The sequence below is a fragment of the Mycolicibacter terrae genome, from assembly GCF_010727125.1.
Lineage (GTDB): Bacteria > Actinomycetota > Actinomycetes > Mycobacteriales > Mycobacteriaceae > Mycobacterium > Mycobacterium terrae.
The window spans coordinates 2,461,196-2,485,384 of the sequence record NZ_AP022564.1; the positions used below are offsets into that span (position 1 = coordinate 2,461,196).

The following is a 24,189-nucleotide window of genomic DNA, read 5'->3' on the forward strand; positions in this document are numbered from 1 at the left end:
TGCCGGAACGATAACCCCGGAATCGATGCCCGTAACGAGGAATCACGTCGATTTTTCCGGACTTCGGTCTATCGAGCATGTGTTCCCCGGGCTCAATTTCTGTCAGGTCGCCAACGGCTACAGGGCCTGCAGAACGAACGGCGGTCCGGGGTCGGGCGACAGCGGGACGTTGTGGCGCTGCAGCAACCAGGCGGCGATGTTGTGGAACAGCGGCGCCCCCGAGGTCCCCGGTGATCCGTCCGCGGCGCGATGCGGGTTGTCCATCATCAGGCCGATGACATAGCGCGGGTTGTCCGCGGGCGCTATCCCGGCGAAGGTGATCCAGTAGACGTCGTCGTAGTAGCAGCCACAGGCGGAGTTGATCTGCTGGGCGGTTCCGGTCTTTCCGGCGATCTGGTAGCCGTCGACCGCGGCCTGCCAGCCGGTGCCCTGTTGGACGCCGGTCGGGTCGCGCTGCACCACCGAACGCAGCATGTTGCGCACGGTCGCCGCGGTCTGCTCGGAAACGACCCGCACACCCTCCGGGCGAGGTTCCTCGGTGCGGCTGCCGTCGGGGGCGATGGTCGCCTTGATGATCCGCGGCGGGATCCGCAGCCCGTCGTTGGCGACGGCCTGGTACATGCCGGCCATCTGCAGCAGTGTCATCGAAAGGCCTTGACCGATGGGCAGGTTGGCGAACGAGCTGCCCGACCACTGATCGACCGGCGGAACCACACCGGCACTCTCGCCGGGAAGTGCCACGCCGGTGCGCTGCCCCAGACCGAACTTCTCCAGCATCTCGAACCAACGCTGCGGTCCCACCCGCTGTGCCAGCATCAGGGTTCCGACATTGGAGGACTTACCGAAGATCCCGGTCGTGGTGTACGGCGCGACGCCGTGCTCCCAGGCGTCGCTGACGGTGACGTCGGCGATGTTGATCGAACCGGGGACCTGCAGAACCTCATCGGGGTTGCTCAGTCCGTACTCGATGACCGAGGCGGCGGTGATGATCTTGTTCACCGAGCCGGGCTCGAACGGCGTCGACACCGCTGGATTGCCGAGCTGCCGGTCCTCCTGGCGCCCGATGTCCTGGGACGGGTCGAAGGTGTTGTCGCCGGCCATCGCCAGTACCTCGCCGCTCTTGGCGTCGAGCACCACCGCGCTGACATTGCGGGCGCCGGAGACGTTCTTGGCCTGCTGAACCTGCTGCTGGACGTAGAACTGGATGTCATCGTCGAGGGTGAGCTGGATCGTCGACCCGTTGACGGCCCGGTGACGATTGCGGTAGCTGCCCGGGATCACCACCCCGTCGGAGCCGCGGTCGTAGGTGATCGAACCGTCCGTGCCGGCCAGCACGGCGTCCATCGAGTCCTCGAGGCCCAACAGGCCGTGGCCGTCCCAGTCGATACCGCCAATGATGTTGGCCGCCAACGACCCACCCGGGTACTGCCGCAGGTCCTGACGCTCGCTGCCGACTTCGGGGCACTTGTCGGTGATCGCCTCGGCCAGCGCCGGCTCGACGGCGCGGGCCAGATAGACGAACGTCTCGTTGCTGCGCAGCTTCTTCAGCAGCGTCGCGGCGTCCGGCTTGTTACCGAGCCGACCGGCGATCTCCTTGGCGATCTCCTGCAGCCGGTGCTGTGGATCGGGCGCGGCGGCATTCTTCTTCTTGGCTTCTTCGAGTTGCTTGCCGACCTTGATCGGCTGGAAGGTCAAGGCCCGGGCCTCGATGGTGAACGCCAGCTTGTCGCCGGTGCGGTCGATGATGTCGCCACGCATGGCTTGTTGGACATCGGTGACCTTGAGCTGTCCGGCGGCCTCGGCACGCAGCCCCGACGCCCGCGGGACCTGCAGATAGAACAGCTGCGCCGCTGCGAGGGCCAGCACCAGGAAGATGACGGCGTTGCCGGTGCGGTGCCGGAAGACGAACGACGCGCTGCGCAGACCCAGTTCGGTGGCCGGCCGGGTGCGACGGTCGCGGGCTGAATGTCCCGCTGCCTGGGTCACTTTGGGCGACTTACCGGGTTTGGCCTGCTTGGCCTGCTTGGTCTGCTTGGCGGGTTTGGCGGGTTTGGCGGGTTTGGTCACCCGGCCGGCTCTGATGGAGCCGTCGGCGCGTCGCGCCGGGCCGGTCCGCCGCGACGGCCGTCTCATCGCGCGGCTCCCGGGACCACCGGCGACGCCAGGGCCTCCGGTGGCGGCGCGGACTGCGGCGGCAGCGCGGCCTCGGGCGGCACCGTGAACGGTGGCAGGGCGGCCTCCGGTGGCAGCGTCACGGGCGGGAGATCGAGCACCGGACCCGGAGGCGGCCCGGACAGTGGCGCACCGGGCAGGCCGGGCATTCCCGGAAGGCCCGGAATGATCAGCGGCCCACCGGGTGCAGCCGGAGCGGGCGCGGCCGGAGTGGGCGAACCGGCGCCGGGCAGATGCCGGCTGTCCAGCTTCGGTCCGGCGGGCGGCACCCGGACCGGGACCTCGACGGGCGGCGTCGCCGGCCGGTCGTCGGGCAGCTTGGTGTTCAGTGGGGGCGGCGGCGCACCGTCGGCCGGCTTGGGCACGCCGACCACCACCCAGTTGCCGGCCGGGTCCTGGACCAGATGCGCGGTGTCGCGGGTCGGGATCATCCCCAGCTCGCGAGCCGCCTCGGCCAGTGCCGGCGCGGACTCGGCGGTCAGCACGTCACGCTCGAGCGCCTCTTTCTGCTGCATCAGGACGCGGTTGCGTTCCCGGACATTGCCCAGCTGATATGAGCGCTCGGCGGCATCCGTCGACAGCCACAGGGTGATACCCAGGCCGATTCCCAGCGAGCCGATGATCAACACGACGAACGGAACCTTGGCCGCCAGCGTGCGCGGCCGCAGGTCGACCGACGCCAGCCTGGCAATCAGCCGTTCGCGCAGTGGTACACGCACTACCTTGGGCGCCTTGGCCTTTCGCGCCTTGGCTCGCGCCTTCGCCTGCTTGGTGTTCTTCGGCGGCACCGGCCGGGCAGCGGGGCGCGGTTGCGCCGCCGTCTGCGGACCCGACCGCGGCCGCGATTCACGCCCCGGCGCGGGCGCGGTCCCGTGCTGCCGGCGCGAACGCCGCGACTGCGGCGCCTCGTTCGAGCGGCGCGGCCCGGTACGGGTCTTGCCCTCGGGGCTCCGGCGGCGGTCGCCGTGCCGCGGCGCAGGAATGCGCTTGGTCGCCATCAATCCCCCCTCGATGCCGCAATCGGCCCGTCCGCAACCCGCTGCACGGCCCGCAGCCGCACCGACCCGGCCCGCGGGTTGCGCTCGATCTCATCCGGTTGGGCCCGTTCGGCGCCCCGCGTCAATGTGGTGAAACTCGGTTGGTCGCCGGGCAACTCGACCGGCAGGTCGACCGGCGTGCGCGACGTGGTCACCGCGGCGAACAACTGCTTGACGATGCGGTCCTCCAGCGATTGGTAGGACATCACCGCGATACGCCCGCCCACCGCCAGGGCGTTCAGGGCCGCCGGAAGGGCATCGCGCAGCGAGTCCAGTTCGCCGTTGACCGCGATGCGCAGCGCCTGGAAGGTCCGTTTGGCCGGATGCCCCCCGGTGCGCCGGGCCGGCGCCGGAATGGCCTCGTAGAGCAGGGCGGTCAGCTCCCCCGTCGAGGTGAACGGTGTCTGCGCCCGGCGGCGGACGATGTGCGCGGCGATCCGGGATGCGAAGCGTTCCTCGCCGAAGCGGCGCAGGATGTCCGTCAGCGCCGCCGCGTCGTAGGTGTTGATGATGTCCGCGGCCGTCAGTTCGGCCTCCGGGTCCATCCGCATGTCCAGTGGGGCGTCCTGGGCGTAGGAGAAACCCCGCTCCGCCCGGTCGAGCTGCATCGACGAAACGCCGAGGTCGAACAGCACCCCGTCGGCCGACGCCGTTGCGGACAAACCGGATTCGGCCAGTGCGGCGCTGATCCCGTCGTAACGGGTGTGCACCATGCTCAGCCGATCGGAGAAACGAGCCAGCCGGGCGCCGGCGATGTCGAGCGCGGTGGTGTCCCGGTCGAGGCCGATGACCCGCAGGCCGGGGAATTCGGTCAGGAAGCGTTCGGTGTGCCCGCCGGCCCCGAGGGTCGCATCGACGAGGGTGGCGCCCCGACCGTCGGGTGATTGCCGAGTCAGCGCGGGGGCCAGCAGTTCCACGCAGCGCTCCAGCAGTACCGGCACATGCCCGAATTCGCCCTGCTCGGCCACTGCGACACCTCCCCTCGAGTGGCAGCGCCGGGCCCCTGCCTCGAGGTCCCTGCCCGACGGCGCGGACCTGACGTTGGGGAAGTACGTCAGGGCCGGTTCGGACAGAGGCCACGAGGCACGGGCGGGCGCCTCAGATGATGTCGCTGAGTGCTTCATCGCTGGCCGCGGAGAAGTTCTCTTCATGGGTCTGCTGGTAGTCGCTCCAGGCCTGCGCGTCCCAGATCTCGAGGTAGTCGACCGATCCGATGACCACGCATTCCTTGGAGAGGTTGGCGTAGCGCCGGTGGTCCGGCGACAAGGTGATCCGACCCTGGCCGTCGGGATGCTGCTCGTCGGTGGCGGCTGCCAGGTTACGCAGGAACGCCCGCGCCTCCGGGTTGCTGCGCGACGCCTTGGCCGCGCGGCGGGCCAGCTGCTCGAACTCTGCCCGGGGGTACACGGCCAGGCTGTGATCCTGGCTCTTGGTGACCATCAACCCTCCTGCCAGCGCGTCGCGAAACTTCGCGGGCAGTGTGAGCCGCCCCTTGTCGTCGAGCTTGGGCGTGTAGGTGCCGAGAAACACCGGCCACCTCCCACCCAGTCGACAACGTTAGCCCACAATACCCCACATTCACCCACTCCGCACCATTTATAGGGCTGTCATCGCCCCCTTTCCCCACTCGATCGGCGAATTTTCGGCCCGGCGGGCCCGTCAGCACCCAGCGACGTCAGAAAACGCCCTGATCAGCCGGGCCAAAGAGAAGTGGGGCGAAGTGGGGCCGATCGCTCGGCAGGAGGCACGAGCATCGGAGGCCGGCACGCTACGCGCATGAAAAAGGGCAGCCGATCGGCTGCCCTCTCACCTCAAACGCGCCAGGTCACGGCTCGAAGCGTCGGCGGAACCGGTCCTCCATGCGGCTGGCGAACGTACCGCTGCCGCCCTTGATCCGACGCTGCTGGTTCCCACCCGCCTTGGCCGCGTCACGGGCCGCGGCGGCGTGATTCCCGGTGATGGCGAAGACCACGCCCCCGAACATCACCACGAAGCCCAACACGCTCAGGATCAGGAACCCGGGATTGACCGTCGCATAGAAGGGGATTCCGGAGACCAACATCACCAGCCCGATCAAGAACAGTGCCATACCTTGCACCCGCCGCCGGGTGGTCGGGGTACGCAGAGCACCGCCACGAACGCTGGAAGCGAACTTCGGGTCCTCGGCGTAGAGGGCGCTCTCGATCTCATCGAGCATGCGCTGTTCATGATCGGAGAGTGGCATTCGTCCCTCCTTGCCGACGGCCGCTCACATCACTGCCCACGGCTGGATACGGACTGTGCGGGCAACTACTACTGATAATACGAGGTCGACCTGCGGTGTACCACAGGCTTCCTCAGCTGATTGTAGCCGCGGTCCGACGATGCCGATCCACAACCGCCGACGTCCGCGAACCGAAACCGGATAATAGGGTACGGCGCGCCCCACTACCGACCCGGAGAGGAACCCGCACGTTGGCGACATTGCTCATCGACCTGTCGCCACATGACATGGCGAACCGTCTCGGGGATGCGCTGCGGGTGTACGTCACCGCGATGGGCTACCCGCCGGGCACCGAGAACCACCGCGCCGCGATGTGGCTGGATCACACCCGCCGCCGCGGCTGGCAGGCGGTGGCCGCCCTGGAGTGCGGGGAGACCGGTGAAGGCGGCCTCGCACCGGCGCGGCTGGGCGGCGCTGAGCTGCTGGGAATCGCCTACGGCTACTGCGGAGCACCCGACCAGTGGTGGCAGCAGCAGGTGGTGCTGGGCCTGCAGCGCCGCGGGCTGCCCCGCCCCGACATCTCGAGCCTGATGACCAGCTACTTCGAACTGACCGAGTTGCACGTGATGCCGCAGTCGCAGGGCAACGGCCTGGGCGAGGCGCTGGCGCGGCGGCTGCTCGCCGGGCGGGCCGAGGCCAACGTGCTGCTCTCCACACCGGAGATCAGCGGCGAAGGCAACCGGGCCTGGCGGCTGTACCGCCGGCTGGGTTTCATCGACGTCATCCGCGGTCACCACTTCGCCGGTGACCCCCGGCCGTTCGCGATCCTGGGACGAACACTGCCGCTGGAGCAGACATCGGCAGCGCGGAGCCCGGCCGGTCTGGCACGATGACGTCCGTGCATGTTCGGCGTTCACCCCGGCTCACCACGTACCGCCGACTGCTGGCCCTGCTGGGGCTGTTGCTCATCACCGCTCCGCTCACCGTCGGGTGCGTGCGCATCAAGGCCTCCATCACCGTCTCCCCCGACGACAAGGTCTCGGGTCAGATCGTCGCAGCGGCCAAGCCCCGCAACGACAACGACACCGGCCCTCGGCTCAACGCCGACCTGCCGTTCGCCCAGAAGATCGCGATCTCCGGCTACAACAGGGACGGCTACGTCGGCTCCCAAGCGGTGTTCTCCGACCTGACCTTCGCCGAACTGCCGCAGCTGGCCGAGATGAACCGCGATGCGGCCGGGGTGAACCTGGCGCTGCGCCGCGCCGGCAACCTGGTGATCCTCGAGGGCCGGGTGGATCTCACCTCGCTCAGCGACCCGGAGGCCGACGTCGAATTGAGCGTCGCGTTCCCCGGCGAGGTGACCTCCACCAACGGCGAACGCATCGGCGACGACACGGTGCAGTGGCGCCTCAAGCCCGGCGTGGTGAGCACCATGACCGCGCAGGCGCGCTACACCGATCCCAGCACCCGATCGTTCGGGCACGCCGCTTTGTGGCTGGTGTTGTCGACGTTCGTCGCGGCCGGAGTGGTGGCGCTGATGGCCTGGCAGGGCCGGGACCGCTCACCGCGGGTGCGCACCCCGGACGACAACTGAGGCATCCGCTCAGGGCGTCTCCGGCGACCAGTAGTCCAGCATCTGCGCGAAGGTCGTGAATGCGGCCGCGGATACCCCGTAAGTCGCCTCCAGGTGAATGCTGAGCGGGAAGCCGAGATCGGCGACACCGTCGATGACCCGCTTGTAGAGGTCGAGCATCAGCTTGCGCCGCTGCTCGGGTTCACTGCCGGACAGTGTCTTGACGAAGTCCTGCTCGGCCGCCACCGCCGCGTTGCCGGGATCCTGAATCAGCCAGTCGATCAGCCCGACCCTGTTCTCGAACGTCGGGACGAAACCGAAGGACAGCAGGATCTCCGGGCGCGCGTCGCTGTGCTGTGCGAACTCGGTCAAGAACGGCACGATCGCGTCGGAGTACAACAGCTGGGTCAGCCCGAACGTCGCGCCACGTTCGCATTTGAAGTTGAACCGGCCGATCTCGTCGGAGCGGGTGGGGATCAGGATGACACCGCGGTTGGGCACCTCGTCGCGGAAGATCGCCAGCGCGTCGGTGGGCGGCACGCCGGAGCCCTCGCCGTCAGCCATGGTGCGGGGGACGCCGACGAAGACGACACCATCGATGCCGGCCGCGGTCAGATCGTTGAGCCGGTCGCGCAGCGCCGGCTCGTCGGAGAACGCGGTGACCTGGGTGCACAACCCGGCCATGCCCGGCAGCTCGGGCTTGAGGGCCCGCCAGAAGTCCAGCACGTCGAGCTTGGGCTTCATCTCGACCGGGCGGTCATCCTCCTCGGCGATCATGCTCGGCATCAGGATGTGCCGGATCCGGCCTTCGATACCGGCTTCGGCCGCGAACCGCAGCACCTTGTGGGCGTCCTCGCGAGCCTTTTCGCCGGCCTGCTGGTCTCCGCCGTCCAGGTTCGGCGGGACAAGCTCTAGTGCGACGGTATTCAAGGTCACCAGGGGGCTCCTCATCGAAGGCGGTCAACGAGCCGCGGGCCGGCTTCGCCGGCCCTCCGCAGGGGGACAGGAACGGCAGTACGGCCGAGTTGGGCGCAAACGCTGAGCCTATCGACCTCGCGTGAGCGCCGCCTGCCTGAGTCCCCCCCGGGCGTGGTGGCACACTCTACGCTGAATGCAAGCCGGGGGTCCCGGCCCGGGCCGAGTCAGAAAGGGGCGCGCGCTGAGCTTCGAGGCACCAGCAGCAACCGCACCGTCGGCCGTCGAGTTGGCCGGCGCGGTAACCGAGCAGTTGCGCTCCTACCTGCGCATCCGCCGTACCGACACCGCCTACATGGGCGATGACTACCAGGGCCTGATCACCGGCCTGGAGGAGTTCGTGCTCAGCGGCGGCAAGCGGGTCCGTCCGGCGTTCGCCTACTGGGGTTGGCGAGCCATCACCGGCCGGGATGCCAGCGATGAGGAGCTGCTGCTGTTCTCGGCACTGGAGCTGCTGCACGCCTGTGCGCTGGTGCACGACGACGTGATCGACGCGTCGGCGACCCGCCGCGGCAGCCCGACCACCCACCATAAATTCGCGGAGCTGCACCGCAGTCGCGGATGGCGGGGCGCGCCCGAACAATTCGGGGTATCGGCCGCCATTCTGCTCGGAGATCTGGCACTGGTCTGGGCCGACGACATCGTCGCCGGCGCCGGCCTCCCCGCCGATGCGCAGCGCCGGGTGCGGCGGGTCTGGTCGGACATCCGCACCGAGGTGCTGGGCGGGCAGTACCTCGACATCGTCGCCGAGGCCAGCGGTGTCGAGTCGATCGCCTCGGCGATGGCGGTCAACACCTACAAGACCGCCTCCTACACCGTGGTGCGCCCGCTGCAACTGGGGGCCGCCGCGGCGGCCGACCGGCCCGACATCCAGGCCCTGTTCCACGAACTGGGCACCGACCTCGGCGTGGCGTTCCAGCTGCGCGACGATGTGCTGGGCGTGTTCGGTGATCCCGCGGTGACCGGCAAACCGTCGGGTGACGACCTGCGCTCAGGCAAGCGCACCGTGCTGGTAGCCGAGGCGGTGGAACTGGCCGACAAGTCGGATTCGTTGGCGGCCAAGCGGTTACGCATGTCGCTCGGCACCGCACTGACCGATGCGCAAGTCCGTGAGCTGTGCGGCGTGATCGAGGCGGTGGGTGCCCTGGCCGCCGTCGAGGACCGTATCGACGTGCTGACCCGCCGCGCCATGGCCGCGCTGGCGGCCGCCCCGATCGACGAGGTCGCCAAAGCCGGACTGACCGACCTGGCCCGCCTCGTCACCGACCGGTCCGCCTGAGGACCGGAGCGCCGATGCCCACCCCCACCCCACCGGTCCCGACCGTGCCCACCGATCGCGCCGACGCCCGCTCCCGGCTGCGGCGGTTCGCCGCCAGCGAGCAGGCCGGAGCGGCATGGCGCGGTTGTCTGGGCGCGACGCTGATCACCCTGGGCGGTCTGGGGGCCGGCAGCACCCGGATCCAGGACCCGCTGCTGGAGTCACTGCACCTGTCCTGGCTGCGCTTCGGCCACGGCCTGGTGCTGTCATCGGTGCTGCTGTGGGCCGGGGTCGCGGTGATGCTGGCGGCGTGGCTGGGCCTGGGCCGGCGGGTGATCAACGGCACGGTAACCGAATACACGCTGATCGCCACCACCGGTTTCTGGCTGGCACCGCTGCTGGCCTCGGTTCCGGTGTTCAGCCGCGACACCTACTCCTACCTGGCCCAGGGGGCGCTGCTGCGCGACGGTTTCGACCCGTACCAGGTCGGCCCGGTCTACAACCCCAACCCGCTGCTCGACGACGTCAGCCCGATCTGGTCGGCCACGACGGCGCCCTACGGCCCCGCGTTCATCCTGGTCGCCAAGCTCGTGACGATCCTGGTCGGCGACAACGTGGTGGTCGGCACCATGGTGTTGCGGTTGTGCATGCTGCCCGGTCTGGCGCTGTTGATCTGGGCCGCGCCGCGGGTGGCCCGCCGGGTCGGGGGCACGGCCCCGGCGGCACTGTTCCTCGCGGTGCTCAACCCGCTGGTGATCATCCATCTGATGGGTGGGGTCCACAACGAGATGCTGATGGTGGGCCTGGTGATGGCCGCGATCGCCTTGACCCTGGAGCGCCGCCACCTGGCCGGGATCACGCTGGTGGCCCTGGCCGCGGCCGTGAAGGCCACCGCCGTCATCGCATTGCCGTTTCTGGTGTGGGTGTGGATGCGCCGGCTGCGGGAACACCGCGGCTACCGGTCGGCGAGGGCGTTCACGACCGCGGCGGGCATCTCCACCCTGATCGTCGTGGCCGTCTTCGCGGTGCTGTCGAGCCTGGCGGGGGTAGGTCTGGGCTGGCTGACCGCACTGCTGGCCGGCAACGTCAAGATCATCAACTGGCTCACCGTGCCGACCGCGGCCGCCAACCTGATCCACGCCGCCGGCGGACTGATCGCGCCGGTGAACTTCTACGCGGTGCTGCACATCACCCGGATCAGCGGGATCGTGGTGATCGCGCTGCTGCTGCCGATGCTGTGGTGGCGGTCCCGCCGCGACGATCGCACCGCGGTGGCGGGGATCGCCTGGGCCATGCTCATCGTGGTGCTCTTCGTGCCGGCGGCACTGCCCTGGTACTACACCTGGCCGTTGGCGGTGGCGGCCACCCTGGTCCGCTCACCGGCGGCGATCGCCGCGATCGCCGCGGCCTCGACCTGGATCATGGTGATCTTCAAACCGGACGGCTCGCACGGCATGTACTCCTGGCTGCACGTGATCGCCGCGACGGCCTGTGCGGTGTTCGCCTGGTACCGGCTGTCGAAAGCCGTCGAGGCAGCTCCGGGCGCCTGAGGCCGGCAGGCCAGGGGTCAATAGGCCATGGCCTGCGCCCGGCGCATCACCTCACGCGCCTGGTGAGCGTGCAGTGCGTCGATCGGGCGGGCGTTGGAGACCGCCTCGCGCACACCGTCGCGGGTCAACGACAGCGACGGGTCCGGGGTGAACAGCCAGCGCACGATGTCGGTCCGCTGGTAGCCGCCGTCGTGGAGCACCGCCAGCAGCCCCGGCAGGCTCTTGACGACGTCCCCGTCCGCGGTGAAGAACACCTGTGGGACCAGCAGCACACCGTCGCGCCGCACCGCCACCAGATGGTTGTCGCGCAGATACTGGTGCACCTTGGTGACGGGAACCCCCAGCATCTCAGCGACCCGGGGCAGGTCGAAGGTGGGTTCGTCGGGCTCGAGGACGTCTTCGGCGGCCGGAATGCTGCTCACGACATGAGTTTAGAACCGCCGCAGCCGCCCCCCGTCCACCTACCATGGCCAGGTGACTGCAGCGTGGGGTCCCGACGCACTGGAAGGCGCCCTGCTGGACGGCCGGTACCGGGTCGGGGCCCGCATCGCCACCGGTGGCACGTCCACCGTTTATCGGGGTCTTGACGAGCGCCTGGACCGCCCGGTCGCGTTGAAGGTGATGGACCTGCGCTATGCCGGCGACCAGCAGTTCCTGACCCGATTCCAGCTCGAGGCCCGTGCGGTCGCCCGGCTGAAGGACCCGGGGCTGGTGGCGGTGTACGACCAGGGTTTCGGCACACCGCACGATCCGGGGCAGCCGTTTCTGGTGATGGAACTCATCGAGGGCGGAACGCTGCGGGAACTGCTCAACGAACGCGGCCCGATGCCGCCCCACGCCGTCGCCGCGGTGCTCCGCCCGGTGCTGGGGGCGCTGGGGATCGCCCACCGCGCCGGCCTGGTGCACCGCGACGTCAAACCGGAGAACATCTTGATCTCCGACGACGGCGAGGTAAAGGTGGTCGACTTCGGGCTGGTCCGTGCTATCGCGGCGGCCGGAATCACCTCGACCAACGTGATTTTGGGCACCGCGGCCTATCTGTCGCCCGAGCAGGTCCGCGATGGAAACGCCGGCCCGGCCAGCGACGTGTACGGGGTGGGGGTGCTCACCTATGAGCTGCTGACCGGCCACACGCCGTTCTCCGGCGATTCGGCCCTGACGGTGGCCTATCAGCGGCTGGATCATGCCGTCCCATCGCCCGGTTCCGCAATCGACGGCGTCCCAAGGGAATTCGATGACCTGGTGGCTCGCGCCACCGCGCTGGACCCGGCCGACCGGTACGCCGACGGATTCGAGATGGCCCGTGCTGTGGATGCGATCGCCGAGCGGCTGGAGCTGCCGGCGTTTCGGGTGCCGGCCCCGCGCAACTCAGCCCAGCACGTCTCGGCGCCACGCCACCGGGGCGGTGGACACCACCCGTCGCCCCACCGCCCGACGCTGCACATGGCCCGTGAGCCGCACGACGACACGACCGAAACCGATACCCGATATCAGTTGGTGACAGGGCAATTCGCCGGTATCGAGTTGAGTCGATTCGTACTGGAGCGCCAGCACGCGCGCCGGATGGTGCTGATCTGGCTGGCGGTGGTGTTCGCGCTCACCGGACTGGTGGCCGCCGTCGCGTGGACGCTGGGCAACAACGTCGGCGCACTGCTGTAGGCCCCGCGGTCCTTGGCGTGAGCGTGCGCAGTTGTACGCCATCTACGGCGTGTCGGCGGGCAAACACGCACGCTCGCGGTGGGAAGAAGGCCCTCAGCCGCGGAGCATCTCGGCGACCAGGAAGGACAACTCCAGGCTCTGCTGGGTGTTGAGCCGCGGGTCGCATGCCGTCTCGTAGCGACCGCCCAGGTCCGCATCCGAAATGTCTTGGGCGCCACCGAGACACTCGGTGACGTCCTCGCCGGTGAACTCCAGGTGGATGCCGCCGGGATGGGTGCCCAGCGCGTGGTGCACCTCGAAGAACCCCTGCACCTCGTCGACGATCCGGTCGAAGTGCCGGGTCTTGTGGCCGGTGGAGGCCTCGTGGGTGTTGCCGTGCATCGGGTCGCACTGCCAGATCACCTGGTGACCGGTGGCCTGCACCTTCTCGATGATGCCCGGAAGCAGGTCGCGCACTTGGGCGTTGCCCATCCGGCTGACCAGCGTCAGCCGGCCGGGCTCGTTCTTGGGGTCGAGCCGCTCGACGTATTCCACCGCCAGCTCGGGCGAGGTCGTCGGCCCGAGCTTGATGCCGATCGGGTTGGCGATCACCTCGGCCAACCCGACATGCGCACCGTCGAGCTGACGGGTCCGCTCCCCGATCCAGACGAAGTGCGCCGAGAGATCGTAGAGCTGCGGTTCGCCCTCGATGTCGGCCATCCGCAGCATGGCGCGCTCGTAGTCGAGCACCAGCGCCTCGTGACTGGCGTAGATCTCGGCGGTCTGCAGTTCCCGGTCGGCGACCCCGCAGGCGCTCATGAACTTCAGCCCGCGATCGATCTCACCGGCCAGCGCCTCGTAGCGCGCCCCGGCCGGCGAGTTGCGCACGAACTGCCGGTTCCAGTCGTGCACCAGTTCCAGCGACGCCAGCCCCGACGAGGTCAACGCCCGCACTAGGTTCATCGCCGCGCTGGCGTTGGCGTAGGCCCGCACCAGCCGGGACGGGTCGTGCTCGCGCACCGCGGCATCGGGGGCCAGGCCGTTGACCATGTCGCCGCGGTAGGACTTCAGCCCCAATGCGTCGACGTCGGCCGAGCGGGGCTTGGCGTACTGGCCGGCGATGCGGGCCACCTTGACCACCGGCACCGAAGCGCCGTAGGTCAGCACCACCGCCATCTGCAGCAGCGTGCGGATGTTGCCCTTGATGTGCGGCTCGGTGTTGTCGGTGAAGGTCTCGGCGCAGTCGCCGCCCTGCAGCAGGAAAGCCTCCCCGCGGGCGACCTGGGCCAGCAGCCCCTTGAGGCGCACGATCTCGGATGCCACCGTGATCGGCGGGACGCTCTCCAGCACCGTGCGCATCGCCTTGGCCTGGTCAGCGGGCCAGCTCGGCTGCTGAACGGCCGGCCGCGCCAGCGCGGCGTCGAGACGCTCGCGCAGGTCAGCGGGCAGCGGCGGCAGCGCCGGCAGCTGGTCGATGGGTACGTCAACGGTCCAGTTCACCCGACCATGGTAGCCGGGTGCGAACCCGCACTGATCAGGCCAGTTCGGTCCGCGTGATCACCTGGAACCGCCGCAACTGGTCACGGGCGTCCACCAGCGCGTCGTGGCTGCCCGCCGACCGCGGCGGCAGGTGCGGCTTGCCCCGGTCCTCCCACAATTGACGCAGCTCACGGGTGAAACGCGGGATCGGCGCCGGCAGATCGGGCATCGTCCCCCACAGCTGGCAGAGCACCACGTGGTCGTAGGCGGCCACCCAGGCCCACAATTCGATCGGCTCGCCGCGGTCGACTCCCAGGAATTCCTCGAGGTCGGCGCGGATCCGGCTGCGCGAGCGCCACGCCTGCGAGGCCGGGGAGGGCAGCTTGGGCAGCACGTGGGCGCGGACCCACGGCCCGGCGCGCCCCGGATCGAATTCGGTGGACACCGCGTAGTACTCGCGCCCGTCCTCGGCGACCACGCCGATCGAGATCAGCTCGATGGTGCGGCCGTCCTCGATGAACTCGGTGTCGTAGAAGTACCTCACCGCCCGCTCATCTCCAGGGCCCGCCGGGTCTGCGTAGCGGAGGGGCCGACAACGGCACGGAGAACGGCGCCGTCGGCGCCGAGGCGTCCGCGACCGCACGGTTGGGCGCGGGACGCTCGGGGGCCCGCCCGGCGGGCACCCTGGGCCGTCCGATCATGATCGGCTCCGTCGGCGCCGCGGCGGCCCGCACGTCGCGGTCTAGTTCGGCGTCGACGACCCGCTCGTCGGGAATCTGCGGCCGGCCGGCGATGGCGTCCTGCAGCCAGAGTTTGGCCTGCACGACCGGTCGCCGCAGCCGGCGTTCCCGGTCCAGCGCGCGGCGCATCCGCTCCCGGTGGGGCAGGTAGCGCCAGCGGGCCCACGGCGCGTGCGGCCGGGACAGCCGGATCGCGCCGATCACCAACAGCGGGAAGAAGAACATCCCGATCAGCCCGGTCCACACCTTGCCCTTCAACAGCACCACCACGCCCAGCGGCAGCGCCGTCACCAGCCCGGCGAACACCCCGGCGTGGATCAGCGGCGAGGAGGTGTCGTGCCACGCCGACAGCAGAAACGTCAAGGGGTGAAAGCCCAGCACCAGCAGTCCGGCCACCGCGGTGGCGGCGAACACGGCGTCCACCGAGGCGCGCCCGTCCTCTTCCCAGTACACGTCGGACAGGTGCAGGATCAGCGCGTACTCGTCGAGCACCAGTGCCGCGCCGATCCCGAACGCGATCGCGGACACGGTGAACGCCGGCTCGTGCCCGTGGGGACCCGCGGCCACCAGCGTCACCCCGGCGACCATCACCAGCACGACGCCGAAGACCACGTGGTGGATGTGCTTGGAACCGATGTGCACGTTGCGTGGCTGCCACCACCGGGGGGTGCCGACGCGCCCGGCGGTGCTGCGGATGTAGCGGACCACCGAGCGGGTCACCACAAATGTCACCAGGAACGCGAGTAGGCAGCACAGCAGCGGCAGTCTGCCGCGGTCGACGATGTCGTCGCGGAACCATTCGAGCACCTAATGCAAAGTACGCCGTCGCGACACACAACGCCCGGATCACCGCCGGTGCGGGCTCGGTGAAACCTGACAAGACTCGGCAACCCGATAGGCTGTGCGGCGACATGAGTACATCGCGGCCGCCCGACCCGGGCCGTCGGCACGGGGGCATCAGCGGTTGGGCCGTTTGGTGGATCTTCGCCCTGCTGGCGATCGGGGCCCTGGGCTACACGACGTGGCGGGCACTCGGCAGCACGCCCTATCACATCGACGTCGACGTCTACCGGATGGCCGCGCAGGCCTGGCGGGACGGGCGCCCGCTCTACGGCGACGACTGGTTTGCCACCCAGATCGACGGAACGGTGCTTCCGTTCACCTATCCCCCGATCGCCGCCGTGTTGTTCGCGCCGCTCACCTGGGTGTCGCTCGGTGTCGGCACCGCCGCGCTGACGATCGTCTCGACGCTGCTGCTGGTGGTGTCCATCACCATTGTGCTCACCGGCCTGGGCCTGGACATCGGGGACGTCGGCGGCCGGAGCGGCCCGGCCTGGTGGCGGCGGGCGATGGTGGCCACCGCGATCGTCGCGGCGGCCATCTGGTTCGACGCCGAACCGATCTGGGCCAACTTCGACTTCGGCCAGATCAACGCGGTGCTGATGACGCTGGTGATCGCCGACTGCGTGCCGCGTCGCACCACCTGGCCGCGTGGCGCGCTGCTGGGGCTGGCGGTGGCGCTGAAACTCACGCCGGCGGTTTTCCTGCTCTATTTCCTGCTGCGCCGCGACGGCCGCGCCGCGGTGACCGCGGTGGCGTCGTTTCTGGCGGCGACCCTGGTGGGCTTCGTGCTGGCCTGGAGCGACTCCTGGCAGTACTGGACGCACACGGTCAGCAACACCGACCGCATCGGCGGGGCGACGCTGAACACCAACCAGAACCTGGCCGGCGCACTGGCCCGGCTGCCACTGAGCGAACCTCAGCGTTCCGCGCTGTGGCTGGTGGGCTGCCTGCTGGCGCTCGCACTTGCGGTGTGGGCGGCCCGCCGGGTGTTGAGCGCCGGGGAGCCGATCCTGGCACTGATCTGCGTGGCGCTGTTCGGGCTGGTGGTGTCGCCGGTGTCGTGGTCACACCACTGGGTGTGGATGCTGCCGACCGTAGTGGTGACCGGGGTACTGGCCTACCGGCACCGGGCGATCGCGCTGGGCGTGCTCAGCGCGCTCGGGGCGGCCCTGATGATGCGAAGTCCGATCGAGTTACTGCCCGAGCATCACGAGGCCGGCGCGGCGTGGTGGCGTCAACTGGCCGGGACGTCGTATGTGTGGTGGGCGGTCGCGGTGATCATCACCGCCGGGGCGACGTTCAATCACGGCCGCCGGACGACCCTCGATCAGCCTGCCGCTGTTTCCGGAAATCGGGCGACCGGCTGAGCCGTTGCCCCATCTTCTTGCGGGGCACCGTTTTTGAGACTGGCCGCGTAGATGTCGACATACTCCTGGCCGGACCGGCCCATCAGCTCGTAGATCACCTCGTCGGTCACGGCCCGCTCGATGAAGCGGTTGTCGGCCATCCCGTCGAAGCGGGAGAAGTCCATCGGCTCGCCAAACCGGACGGTGACCCGGCCGAACCGCAGCATCTTGGTGCCCGGCGGGTTGATCACATTGGTTCCGATCATGGCGACCGGAATCACCGGCACGCCGGTGTGCAGCGCAAGCCGGGCCAAGCCGGTCTTGCCCTTGTACAACCGGCCGTCGGGTGAACGGGTGCCCTCGGGATAGATACCCAGCAGCTTGCCGTCCTTGAGGATCCGCTCGGCGGTGTTCAGGGCGGCCTGCGCGGCGTCGGCGTCGGTGCGATCGATGGGCACCTGCCCGACGGCGGTGTAGAACCAGCGGGTGAACCAGCCCTTGATCCCGGTGCCGGTGAAATATTCGGACTTGGCCAGGAAGGTGATCCGCCGGCGCACCACCAGCGGCAGGTAGAAGCTGTCCATGACGGCCAGGTGATTACTGGCCAGGATCGCCGCACCATCCTCGGGGATGTTCTCCAACCCCTCGACTTTGGGACGGCCGATCAGGGCCAGCAAGGGGCCCAGGAGTACGTACTTGAACAGCCAATACCACATGGCCCCTCCCTCCTACCCACGAACATCGGCCGTGGTCGCGCCAACTTTACCGACCATGCATGGCTGGGGCCACACGGTGATTCGTCACACGGACGATTCCCCGGAATTCCTTAGGTTGCTTTGTTTTCAGGGCTCGGTGCGCTCATTTTTCTATGGTGACCGGGATGTGCTGGTAGCCGGGCCGGGCCGGCGCGCCGCCGTCCGGGGTCGGGCCGTCGGGCGGGCCGGGCGCCTCACCGGTCTCACCGACCACCGCCCGGATCACCTCGAACAACGCGACACTGTGTTCGGCGATGACGGTGAGCAGCGGATGCTCCTCCCCCGTCACCAACGCCGCCAGCGCACACACCGGGCACCACACCTGCTGGCACTTACCCGGACCGTCACCGGACGCCGCCAGCAGCGCCGCCGCCCGCACCGCCGGGTCGAGGCGGTCCAGGATCGCCTGGGCGAGCTTGCGCAGCTCGGGTCCGAGCTCACCCAGGTCGGGGTGCGCGCCAGCGCTCAACGTCGCACCTCCTCGTCCCTGCTCACCGGCCACACCTCCGGGTCCGGCCGGAAACGCACCGTCAATTCGCTGCCACGCAACGTTGCGTCCACAACCGTGCATCGCCGCAGCACCGACGCCAGCCGGACTCGGCGCCGGATTCCGCCGGAGCTGATGATCAAGTCGTCAGCGGACCGCCCCAGGCTGAGCGCACCGGAATCGACCTGGGGCAACTCTAACCGCAATCGGTACACCGCCCCCAGTCCCGAACCCGACTCCCGGTCGACCACCGGGCGCACCGGTCCCGGCGGCGCCGACCCGCCGCGGCGCCGGGCGCCCTCGAGCAGTTGGGCCAGCGCCTTGGGTCCGATCGGCTCCCCCGCCAGGTGCGGGACCAGCACCATCGCCACGTCACCGATGGCGCGATCCAGTTCTTCGAGGACTCCCTGCTGTTCGCGGATCCGCTCGGCATACCAGTCGAACGCCGGATGGGCGGGCAGATCGGTGTAGACGTACGAATCATCTTGCAGCAAAATCTGATTGACGATCAGCTCATCGACGCGCACACCCGTCAGGGCCAGCGTCCCCAAGGTCCGGACGGCTTCGGCCGCCACCACGCGCTCAGCGGTCAGCACCAGGTGCGCCCCGACCAGCGCCTCATCGGTCAGCAGCGTGGCAAGGCGTTCGGCGGCACCGCTGATTCGCTCGATCAGCTCGACCAGGGCGGCCGAGCGGTCCTCGGCCGCGCTGAGCCTGCGGTGCCGCGGCCAGGATCGCTCGGCATACAACGCCACGGTGGCGGGCAGCGTCAGCATCCGCATCGCATCAGCGGTGGACGCGCAGTCGACGACGAGCCGATCCCACCGCCCGCTGGCGGCCAGCTCACCGACCTCGTGCAGGCCGAGCACCTCCTGGAAGCCGGGAAGTGCCGAAAGCTCCTCGGGAGCAACACTTCCCAGATCCGACTCCGGGAATCGCGAGGACAGCACCGCGACGACCTCGCCCCAGTGCGCCTCGAGCAACGCCAGCGTGTCCAGCGCCAGCACGTCAAGGCCGCCGGGACCGCCGTCATCCAGCGGCACCGAAACGGCGTCACGGCCACCGCTGGGCACCACCGTCACGCCAAGCACATCGCCGACCGAATGCGCCTGGTCGGTGGAGATCAGCAGCACCCGGTTGCCGGCGCGGGCTTCGGCGACGGCGGTCGCCGCGGCCAGCGTGGACTTACCGACGCCGCCCTTGCCGACGAACAGACTGATCGGCGCCGCCGGGAGCACTGTGGGCGTCGCTGGTTCGGACCGCCTCACTCAGCCTCGGCTCGTTTCTTCAGGTCCTTCAGCGCGGTGTCGGTCAGTCGCCGCTCCGCCTTGCGCTTGAGCAGACCGATCATCGGAATCATCAGGTCGACCGACAATTCGTAGACGACTTCGGTTCCGGATCCCTTGGGAGCCAAGCGGTATTCACCGTCAAGCGCTTTGAGCAGCGAGCTGGAGACCAAGGACCACCGCACCGAGCGACGGTCCGCCGCCCAGTCGTAGGCCAGCACCATGGTGTCCTTGAGCACCGCCGCATCCAGCACCAGCCGGGCGACCTTCGGGTACCCGTCGGCGTCGGTTTCGAGCACTTCGGCCTCGGTGTATTCCGACACCCATTCGGGGTAGGCGCCGATGTCGGCGATCACCTTCATCACCGTGTCCGGATCCGCCGCGATGACGATGGTCTGAGCTGTCTTGTCCGCCACCTGGTTACTTCCCTAACTCGTTCGCGCCTGCGCACCGGCCCTCGGCAGAGACGGTACCTCGCCGCGCCGGGCGTCCGCCCGTTTAGCCCGGGTCAGTTCACGGCGGCCGGCGCGACACCCACCGGCCGGGACCGTTCGACGCGGGCTTTCACCTCGAAGGCCATTCGCTTGCCGGCCACCCGGCGACCGTGGACCAATTTGGGCAGGTTCATCCGGGCCAGCTGGCGACCGGTCACCCCGGTGGGCTCGGCGTGCAGGAAATAGTGCAGCAGCACCCCGTCGAGCATCGGATCCAGCCAGATCTCCATGGTTCCGGTAAGCGGCCCGCTCACCGTCCACCGGACGCCCTTCTCGGCGCGGTCCTCGACCACCTCGAGTTGCAGGTCCGGCCACCACCGCCGCCAATTCGACCGGTCCGCCACGACGGCGCCGACCTGCGCGCCGGATGCGGCGATGAACGTCGCGTCGGCAACCTGGATACTGTTCATCGCCCCAGCTTCACATATGACGCCATCCGCGCGGAACGCACCGGGTGCGCATCCGCCGTCGGTTGCCCCGGCAGTGAACACCGTCACACCGGCCACCAGGCGCCTACTAGGCTGGGCGGACAGACACCCGGGCTGCCGAGAGAGGTTCATCGCATGCGTGAGTTCAGTGTTCCCGCGCCGTTCACCGTCGAGGAGCACGACAACGTCGCCGCAATCGTCTTCGAACACGAGCGCGACAATCCCGACCACGTCATCTACCAGCGGCTCATCGACGGGGTGTGGACCGACGTCAGCTGTGCCACCGCGGCCGCGCACATCCGTTCGGCGGCACTGGGCCTGATCGCCCAGGGCGTGGCGGCCGGCGACCGCGTGGTGATCTTCTCGGCGACGCGTTACGAGTGGGCCATTCTGGACTTCGCGATCCTGTCGGTCGGCGCGGTGACCGTGCCGATTTATGAGACGTCGTCGGCGGAGCAGGTGCGCTGGGTGATGGAGGACTCCAGCGCGGTGCTGGCGTTCGCCGAGACCGACGCCCACGCCCAGATGCTCGACGAACTCGCCGGCGACCTGCCCGCGCTGCGGCGGGTGCTGACCATCGAGGGGTCGGGCGCCCCGGCACTCGACGAACTCGCCGAGGCGGGCGCCGGCGAGGACCCCGCGCAGCTCACCGCGCGCCGGGACGCGCTCAAGGCCACCGACCCGGCGACCCTGATCTACACCTCGGGCACCACCGGTCGCCCCAAGGGCTGCGAACTGACCCACTCCAACCTGATCTACGAGGTGCGCGGCACCAAGGCCGCGCTGCCCACCCTGCTCTGCCCCGGCCAGCGCTTGCTGATCTTCCTGCCGCTGGCCCACGTGCTGGCCCGCGCGCTGACCCTGGCGGCCTTCACCAACCGGGTCACCGTCGGCTTCACCAGCGACATCAAGAATCTGGTGCCGATGTTCGCGGTGTTCAAGCCGACGGTGGTGGTGTCGGTGCCGCGAGTGTTCGAGAAGGTCTACAACACCGCGGCCGGCAACGCCGCCAACGACGGCAAGGGCCGGATCTTCGAGATGGCCGCCCAGACCGCGGTGGACTGGAGCGAGGCCATCGATCACGGTGGACCCGGGCTGCTGTTGCGCGCCAAGCACGCCCTGTTCGACAAGCTGGTCTATCACAAGCTGCGTGCGGCGCTGGGCGGCGACTGCCGTGCCTCGGTGTCCGGCGGCGCGCCGCTGGGCGAACGGCTGGGCCACTTCTACCGCGGCGTCGGGCTGTCCATCTACGAGGGCTACGGCCTGACCGAGACCACCGCCGCCGTCACCGTCAACCCGGTCGGTGGCATGAAGGTCGGGACGGTCGGAAAACTGGTGCCGGGCAACAGCATGCGCATCGCCGACGACGGTGAGTTGCTGGTGCGCGGCGGTGTGGTGTTCAGCGGCTACTGGCGCAACGAGCAGGCCACCGCCGAGGCGTTCTCCGACGGCTGGTTCAAGACCGGCGATCTGGCCGACATCGATTCCGACGGCTACCTGAAGATCACCGGCCGCAAGAAGGAGATCATCGTCACCGCCGGCGGCAAGAACGTCGCTCCCGCGGTGCTCGAGGACCAGCTGCGCGCACACCCGCTGATCAGTCAGGCGATGGTCGTCGGCGACGCCAAGCCGTTCATCGGGGCGCTGATCACCATCGACCCGGAAGCCATCGAGGGCTGGAAGCAGCGCAACAGCAAGGCCGGCACCGCCACCACCGCGGACCTGGCCACCGACCCCGACCTGCTGGCCGAGGTGGACGCGGCGGTCAAGCAGGCGAACCTGGCGGTGTCGAACGCCGAGTCGATCCGCAAGTTCCGCATCCTGCCGGTCGACTTCACCGAGGCCACCGGCGAACTGACGCCGACGATGAAGGTCAAGCGCAAGGTGGTCGCCGAGAAGTTCGCCGATGCGATCGAGTCGATCTACGCCAAGGACTGACTGCGCCAAGGACTGAGCGGGCTCAGGCCTGCAGCAGGTCGGCCATGCGTCCGGCCAGCGTGTCCCAGCGCCAGTGACCCGTGACCCATTTGCGCCCCGCGGCGCCCATCGCGGCGGCACGGTCGGGCTCGGCGAGCAATTCGGCGACGGCGTCACCGATGGCCGCGACGGATCGGCCGTCGACCACCCGCCCGGTCCGATTGTCCAGCACGGTCTCCGGTGCGCCGCCCGAACGCCCGGCGACCACCGGGACGCCGGCCGCCGAGGCCTCCAGGAACACGATGCCCAGCCCCTCGACGTCGAGTCCGGCGCCGCGGGTGCGGCACGGCATCGCGAAGACGTCGCCGAGCAGGTAGTAGGCCGGCAGTTCGGCGGCCGGCACGCCGCCGGTGAACGTCACCGCGTCGGCCACCCCGCACTCCGCGGCCAGCTTGTGCAGCGTCTCGGCGTAGGGGCCGCCGCCGACGATCACCAGCGCGGCCCCCTCCACCCGCTGCCGAATCGCCGGTAACGCCCTGATCAGCATGTCCTGGCCTTTGCGGGGCACCAGCCGTGAAACACACACCACGGTGGGCCGCCCGCCCAGCCCGTGCCGGACCCGCAGTTCGGCACGGGCGCCGGGATCGGGCCGGAACCGGTCGGTGTCCACTCCGGGCGGCAGGTGTTCCAGTGCGGCGTGGGGCCCGAACGCCGACGCGAACCGGCCGCGGGTGTAGTGGCTGACGAAGGTGATGGTGTCGCAGGTCGCCCCGATCCGGCGGAGCACCGAGCGGGCCACCGGCAGCATCGACCACCCGACCTCGTGGCCGTGGGTGCTGGCCAGCACCCGGGTGGCGCCGGCGCTGCGCGCCCGCTGCGCCAGCAACGCCAGCGGGGCGGCCGCGCCGAACCAGACGGTGTCGATGGCCTGTTCGGCAATGAGCCGGCGCATCCGGGCGTCGACGGCCGGCCCCGGCAACATCAGCGTGCCCGGGTGACGGACCACCTGGTAGCCGGCGGATTTCGCCGCGTCGTCGAACGCCTCGGCGCCCTTCCATTGCGGTGCGTAGACCGTCACGTCGTGGCGCCCGGAGCCGGCGATGCGACGCACCAGCTCTTCCAGGTAGCACTGAATGCCGCCGGGACGCGGCGGAAAATCGTTGGTAACCAGCAGGACCCGGCTCACTGCAGGGATGCTAGCCGCGCCACTGCTGCCACCCGGCGAGCAGGTCGGGTAGATCCACACCGAGCACCAACGGCACGGCCACGGCCGGCTCCACGTGTGCGGGGCCGCACGCGGACGCGTAGAGCTCGCGCAGTTTGGCGGCGCCGAAACGGTCGGCGACGAAACGCGCGAACTCCCACGCCCGGTCATAGGCCAGGGCCCGCCGCGGACCCGGGGCGTCCAGGTCGGCGTCCGAGGGCAGGTCCATCGGGGCCGCCGCGGCGGCGGCCGGACCCGGGGCGGGCCGGGCGACGAAATCTGCGACGCCCTCGGTGAGCCAGCGCGGCGCGTCGACGGCGGTGTCCGCTCGGGCGGCAAAGTGGAAGAGCTCGTGGGTCAACACGATTCGCAGCGCCGGCGTGCTCATCGCGGCCGCCCCGGGGGCGAAGACGATCCGCTGACCGCTCACCTGCCGGCGTTCGGGATCCACCCGGTCGGCCACCGCGACCGCGGCGACGTCGGCCCACTGCGCGACGTCGGCCCCGCCGGTGGCGCCGCCGGCCAGGGCGGCGAACTGGCGATCCGAGCCGGTGGCCGTCAGCACGATACGGTGCGACCAGTCGGTGCCCCAGAACGCCTCGACCGCGGCGACGGCATCGCCGATGTCGGCCTTGACGCGGTCCAGCAGTGCGGCGCCGCGCGGGCCACCGTGATTCTCCGGGACGACGCTGCGGTGATCGCCCACCATCAACGGCGCATCGGCCGGCGGGGGCGCCGGTGCGGTCAGCACCGCCGCGGCGGCGATCAGCTCGGCCGCCAGCAGCGCGCCGAGCAGCCGGCGGA

The 24,189-nt window shown here is 69.6% G+C and carries 24 protein-coding genes; 7 read left to right on the forward strand and 17 right to left on the reverse strand.

What is annotated here, in order from left to right; genetic code table 11:
- Window positions 1–117 precede the first annotated feature (117 nt).
- From G6N23_RS11860 to G6N23_RS11880, 5 genes are all read right to left on the reverse strand, one after another.
- Window positions 118–2,133: a peptidoglycan D,D-transpeptidase FtsI family protein gene (locus tag G6N23_RS11860; protein WP_085262739.1), complete on the reverse strand. Its 2,016-nt coding sequence runs from the start codon at window positions 2,131–2,133 to the stop codon at window positions 118–120.
- Window positions 2,130–3,173, reverse strand: a complete 1,044-nt coding sequence (locus G6N23_RS11865) for a cell division protein FtsL (protein ID WP_407938329.1) — start codon at window positions 3,171–3,173, stop codon at window positions 2,130–2,132. The genes G6N23_RS11860 and G6N23_RS11865 overlap by 4 nt, the downstream gene beginning before the upstream one ends.
- Window positions 3,170–4,333 carry a 16S rRNA (cytosine(1402)-N(4))-methyltransferase RsmH gene (gene rsmH / locus G6N23_RS11870; protein WP_085262740.1) on the reverse strand — a complete coding sequence of 388 codons (1,164 nt, stop codon included), beginning with the start codon at window positions 4,331–4,333 and terminating at the stop codon, window positions 3,170–3,172. Before rsmH ends, G6N23_RS11865 begins: the two co-directional genes overlap by 4 nt.
- The gene (gene mraZ, locus G6N23_RS11875; protein WP_085262741.1) at window positions 4,308–4,739 is read right to left on the reverse strand and encodes a division/cell wall cluster transcriptional repressor MraZ; all 432 of its coding nucleotides are present in this window, start codon (window positions 4,737–4,739) and stop codon (window positions 4,308–4,310) included. The genes rsmH and mraZ overlap by 26 nt, the downstream gene beginning before the upstream one ends.
- Window positions 4,740–5,034: 295 nt before the next feature.
- Window positions 5,035–5,433 carry an SCO2097 family morphological protein gene (locus G6N23_RS11880; RefSeq protein WP_085262742.1) on the reverse strand — a complete coding sequence of 133 codons (399 nt, stop codon included), beginning with the start codon at window positions 5,431–5,433 and terminating at the stop codon, window positions 5,035–5,037.
- Window positions 5,434–5,663: 230 nt separating this feature from the next.
- Between G6N23_RS11880 and G6N23_RS11885 the strand changes: the two genes are divergently transcribed.
- Together G6N23_RS11885 and G6N23_RS11890 are read left to right on the forward strand one after the other, a co-directional pair.
- Window positions 5,664–6,305, forward strand: coding sequence for a GNAT family N-acetyltransferase (locus G6N23_RS11885; RefSeq protein ID WP_085262743.1), 642 nt, complete (start codon window positions 5,664–5,666; stop codon window positions 6,303–6,305).
- The gene (locus G6N23_RS11890) at window positions 6,302–7,006 is read left to right on the forward strand and encodes an LppM family (lipo)protein (RefSeq protein WP_095173835.1); all 705 of its coding nucleotides are present in this window, start codon (window positions 6,302–6,304) and stop codon (window positions 7,004–7,006) included. The genes G6N23_RS11885 and G6N23_RS11890 overlap by 4 nt, the downstream gene beginning before the upstream one ends.
- Window positions 7,007–7,015: 9 nt before the next feature.
- Here the strand turns inward: G6N23_RS11890 and G6N23_RS11895 are convergent, their stop codons facing one another.
- The gene (locus G6N23_RS11895) at window positions 7,016–7,921 is read right to left on the reverse strand and encodes a mycobacterial-type methylenetetrahydrofolate reductase (protein WP_085262744.1); all 906 of its coding nucleotides are present in this window, start codon (window positions 7,919–7,921) and stop codon (window positions 7,016–7,018) included.
- Between the two features lie 268 nt (window positions 7,922–8,189).
- On the opposite strand from G6N23_RS11895, the gene idsA2 reads away from it, so the two are divergent.
- Window positions 8,190–9,239 carry a bifunctional (2E,6E)-farnesyl/geranyl diphosphate synthase gene (gene idsA2 / locus G6N23_RS11900; protein ID WP_173675064.1) on the forward strand — a complete coding sequence of 350 codons (1,050 nt, stop codon included), beginning with the start codon at window positions 8,190–8,192 and terminating at the stop codon, window positions 9,237–9,239.
- 14 nt (window positions 9,240–9,253) lie between these two features.
- The gene (locus tag G6N23_RS11905; RefSeq protein ID WP_085262745.1) at window positions 9,254–10,768 is read left to right on the forward strand and encodes an alpha-(1->6)-mannopyranosyltransferase A; all 1,515 of its coding nucleotides are present in this window, start codon (window positions 9,254–9,256) and stop codon (window positions 10,766–10,768) included.
- A 17-nt stretch (window positions 10,769–10,785) separates the two neighbouring features.
- On the opposite strand, the gene G6N23_RS11910 is transcribed toward G6N23_RS11905, so the two are convergent.
- The gene (locus tag G6N23_RS11910) at window positions 10,786–11,190 is read right to left on the reverse strand and encodes an Rv2175c family DNA-binding protein (RefSeq protein ID WP_085262746.1); all 405 of its coding nucleotides are present in this window, start codon (window positions 11,188–11,190) and stop codon (window positions 10,786–10,788) included.
- A gap of 52 nt (window positions 11,191–11,242) precedes the next feature.
- Here G6N23_RS11910 and G6N23_RS11915 point away from each other — a divergent pair, with 52 nt between their 5' ends.
- On the forward strand, window positions 11,243–12,427 hold the full coding sequence (locus G6N23_RS11915; protein WP_085262747.1) for a protein kinase domain-containing protein: 1,185 nt from the start codon (window positions 11,243–11,245) through the stop codon (window positions 12,425–12,427).
- Between the two features lie 93 nt (window positions 12,428–12,520).
- On the opposite strand, the gene G6N23_RS11920 is transcribed toward G6N23_RS11915, so the two are convergent.
- Genes G6N23_RS11920 through G6N23_RS11930 form a run of 3 tightly spaced genes read right to left on the reverse strand, consistent with a single transcriptional unit; the run spans window position 12,521 to window position 15,432 of the window.
- The gene (locus tag G6N23_RS11920) at window positions 12,521–13,906 is read right to left on the reverse strand and encodes a class II 3-deoxy-7-phosphoheptulonate synthase (protein WP_085262748.1); all 1,386 of its coding nucleotides are present in this window, start codon (window positions 13,904–13,906) and stop codon (window positions 12,521–12,523) included.
- A gap of 34 nt (window positions 13,907–13,940) precedes the next feature.
- Window positions 13,941–14,429 carry a polyadenylate-specific 3'-exoribonuclease AS gene (locus tag G6N23_RS11925; RefSeq protein WP_085262749.1) on the reverse strand — a complete coding sequence of 163 codons (489 nt, stop codon included), beginning with the start codon at window positions 14,427–14,429 and terminating at the stop codon, window positions 13,941–13,943.
- Between the two features lie 7 nt (window positions 14,430–14,436).
- Window positions 14,437–15,432, reverse strand: a complete 996-nt coding sequence (locus G6N23_RS11930; protein ID WP_085262750.1) for a hypothetical protein — start codon at window positions 15,430–15,432, stop codon at window positions 14,437–14,439.
- 104 nt (window positions 15,433–15,536) lie between these two features.
- Here G6N23_RS11930 and G6N23_RS11935 point away from each other — a divergent pair, with 104 nt between their 5' ends.
- Entirely contained in the window at window positions 15,537–16,835 is a 1,299-nt protein-coding gene (locus G6N23_RS11935) for a glycosyltransferase 87 family protein (RefSeq protein WP_095173833.1), read from the forward strand.
- Here the strand turns inward: G6N23_RS11935 and G6N23_RS11940 are convergent.
- From G6N23_RS11940 to G6N23_RS11960, 5 genes are all read right to left on the reverse strand, one after another.
- Entirely contained in the window at window positions 16,796–17,530 is a 735-nt protein-coding gene (locus G6N23_RS11940) for a lysophospholipid acyltransferase family protein (protein ID WP_085262751.1), read from the reverse strand. The genes G6N23_RS11935 and G6N23_RS11940 overlap by 40 nt on opposite strands.
- 142 nt (window positions 17,531–17,672) lie before the next feature.
- Complete coding sequence (locus G6N23_RS11945; protein WP_085262752.1) at window positions 17,673–18,038, reverse strand: hypothetical protein; 366 nt, start codon at window positions 18,036–18,038, stop codon at window positions 17,673–17,675.
- On the reverse strand, window positions 18,035–19,324 hold the full coding sequence (locus G6N23_RS11950) for an ArsA family ATPase (RefSeq protein ID WP_085262753.1): 1,290 nt from the start codon (window positions 19,322–19,324) through the stop codon (window positions 18,035–18,037). The genes G6N23_RS11945 and G6N23_RS11950 overlap by 4 nt, the downstream gene beginning before the upstream one ends.
- Entirely contained in the window at window positions 19,321–19,758 is a 438-nt protein-coding gene (locus tag G6N23_RS11955) for an SRPBCC family protein (protein ID WP_085262754.1), read from the reverse strand. Before G6N23_RS11955 ends, G6N23_RS11950 begins: the two co-directional genes overlap by 4 nt.
- Before the next feature lie 92 nt (window positions 19,759–19,850).
- Window positions 19,851–20,246, reverse strand: a complete 396-nt coding sequence (locus G6N23_RS11960) for an SRPBCC family protein (protein ID WP_085262789.1) — start codon at window positions 20,244–20,246, stop codon at window positions 19,851–19,853.
- 153 nt (window positions 20,247–20,399) lie between these two features.
- Here G6N23_RS11960 and G6N23_RS11965 point away from each other — a divergent pair, with 153 nt between their 5' ends.
- Complete coding sequence (locus G6N23_RS11965) at window positions 20,400–22,202, forward strand: AMP-dependent synthetase/ligase (RefSeq protein WP_085262755.1); 1,803 nt, start codon at window positions 20,400–20,402, stop codon at window positions 22,200–22,202.
- Window positions 22,203–22,224: 22 nt separating this feature from the next.
- Here G6N23_RS11965 and G6N23_RS11970 read toward each other — a convergent pair whose 3' ends face one another.
- Both G6N23_RS11970 and G6N23_RS11975 read right to left on the reverse strand, forming a co-directional pair.
- The gene (locus G6N23_RS11970; RefSeq protein ID WP_085262756.1) at window positions 22,225–23,367 is read right to left on the reverse strand and encodes a glycosyltransferase family 4 protein; all 1,143 of its coding nucleotides are present in this window, start codon (window positions 23,365–23,367) and stop codon (window positions 22,225–22,227) included.
- A 10-nt stretch (window positions 23,368–23,377) separates the two neighbouring features.
- A complete protein-coding gene (locus G6N23_RS11975; protein ID WP_085262757.1) occupies window positions 23,378–24,181 on the reverse strand; it encodes a hypothetical protein in 804 nt (267 codons plus the stop codon).
- Window positions 24,182–24,189: the final 8 nt, after the last annotated feature.

Excerpts from the sequence above, each read along its gene's own strand:
- G6N23_RS11880 (WP_085262742.1), bottom strand. The coding sequence starts at position 5,433 with ATGCCACTCTCCGATCATGAACAGCGCATGCTCGATGAGATCGAGAGC.
- G6N23_RS11905 (WP_085262745.1), top strand. The coding sequence starts at position 9,254 with ATGCCCACCCCCACCCCACCGGTCCCGACCGTGCCCACCGATCGCGCC.
- G6N23_RS11935 (WP_095173833.1), top strand. The coding sequence starts at position 15,537 with ATGAGTACATCGCGGCCGCCCGACCCGGGCCGTCGGCACGGGGGCATC.
- G6N23_RS11965 (WP_085262755.1), top strand. The coding sequence starts at position 20,400 with ATGCGTGAGTTCAGTGTTCCCGCGCCGTTCACCGTCGAGGAGCACGAC.
- rsmH (WP_085262740.1), bottom strand. The coding sequence starts at position 4,333 with ATGAAGCACTCAGCGACATCATCTGAGGCGCCCGCCCGTGCCTCGTGG.
- G6N23_RS11890 (WP_095173835.1), top strand. The coding sequence starts at position 6,302 with ATGACGTCCGTGCATGTTCGGCGTTCACCCCGGCTCACCACGTACCGC.
- G6N23_RS11860 (WP_085262739.1), bottom strand. The coding sequence starts at position 2,133 with ATGAGACGGCCGTCGCGGCGGACCGGCCCGGCGCGACGCGCCGACGGC.
- G6N23_RS11940 (WP_085262751.1), bottom strand. The coding sequence starts at position 17,530 with ATGTGGTATTGGCTGTTCAAGTACGTACTCCTGGGCCCCTTGCTGGCC.
- G6N23_RS11960 (WP_085262789.1), bottom strand. The coding sequence starts at position 20,246 with ATGAACAGTATCCAGGTTGCCGACGCGACGTTCATCGCCGCATCCGGC.